Origin of the sequence: Endozoicomonas arenosclerae, from assembly GCF_001562015.1 — a bacterium.
GTDB lineage: Bacteria > Pseudomonadota > Gammaproteobacteria > Pseudomonadales > Endozoicomonadaceae > Endozoicomonas_A > Endozoicomonas_A arenosclerae.
Genome location: NZ_LASA01000314.1, coordinates 1 through 695 on the forward strand (window position 1 = coordinate 1; position 695 = coordinate 695).

Consider the following 695-nt stretch of genomic DNA (forward strand, 5'->3'; position numbering starts at 1 on the left):
TGCCCGGAAACCTGAAAGCGATTAATCTCTTCAGGAGGGAAATCTGCCGTTACTGGCTGAGAGCCCTGCGAAAACGCAGCCAGCGCCACACCCTGACGTGGACAAAGATGACGAAACTCATCAAATACTTCATCCCGAGCAGTACACTCACACACCCATACCCAAATCAGCGAATGTGTGTTTGATTGATGGTAGGAGCCGTATGCATTAGTAGTGCACGTACGGATCTGTGCCGGAGGGGTGATGAACTAATGGTCTAAAAACTGTTGGTAAATCAACCCTTTACGGCGATCATATTTGCCCACATATTTTACTCCCACATATAGTATTTTCCAATCCTGAAATGAGCCTGAAGGCAGGTACTACTACCTAACCCTCGGCTTGTCGCTCATGAACTAATTGAAACAGGATTTCTCTGGCTTGTTGCAGCTTTCTGGCCGCTTCATTATCGGTCATGGCTTCCGCTTTGTCCTTTAGTTGGTCCAGTGTAATCCCTTCTTTCAGGTACTGTTCTGGTTCCTTCAGTGACAGGAACTTTTCGTAAGGGGTCATCATGTTTTCATAGCGGTACACCTTCTTCTCCGTGCCCTTGGCGTCCATCCGGGTTTCTGGATAAAAACAGGGGCGGTGGTAGTTCAGATAAGGAGTCAGGTCGTCCCGGTCAAACTGATTAAACTGTTTGGCATGGTGCCGGG

General features: G+C 48.2%; 1 protein-coding gene. It reads right to left on the bottom strand.

Annotated features, from left to right (window positions below; genetic code table 11):
• Positions 1-369: 369 nt before the first annotated feature.
• On the bottom strand, positions 370-695 hold a 326-nt coding region (locus WG89_RS31555), incomplete at its 5' end, for a hypothetical protein (RefSeq protein WP_216638597.1).